Raw genomic sequence first — 328 nt, forward strand, 5'->3', positions numbered from 1 at the left:
CTTTCTCCCTTCCTCCCCCCCCCCTTCCCCCTCTTTCTTTCCCCCCTTTTCCCCCCTCTCCCTCTTTCCTTTCCTTCTTTCTTCCCTCTTTCCCCTTTTCTCCCCTTTCTCTTCCTCTCCTCTCTCTCTCTCTTTTTCCTCTTTTTTTTTCCTCTTCTCTTCCTCCCTCCCTCCCCTTCTTTCCTCTTTCCCTCTCCCCCTTTTTTCCTCCCCCCTTCTCCCCCTCTCTTTTCCCCCCTCTTCCTTCCCTTCCCCCCCCCTTTCCTCCTCTTCCTCTCTTCCCCTTTCTCTTCTCCCCCCCTTCCTCTTCCTCCCCCTCTTTCTTTTT

General features: G+C 54.3%; 1 protein-coding gene. It reads right to left on the reverse strand.

What is annotated here, in order from left to right; all coding sequences use genetic code 11:
- Window positions 1–328 (reverse strand): hypothetical protein (locus tag KH400_RS30460; RefSeq protein WP_217228735.1); only part of this gene is annotated, 328 nt, incomplete at both ends.

Source organism: Desertibacillus haloalkaliphilus, from assembly GCF_019039105.1.
GTDB lineage: Bacteria > Bacillota > Bacilli > Bacillales > KJ1-10-99 > Desertibacillus > Desertibacillus haloalkaliphilus.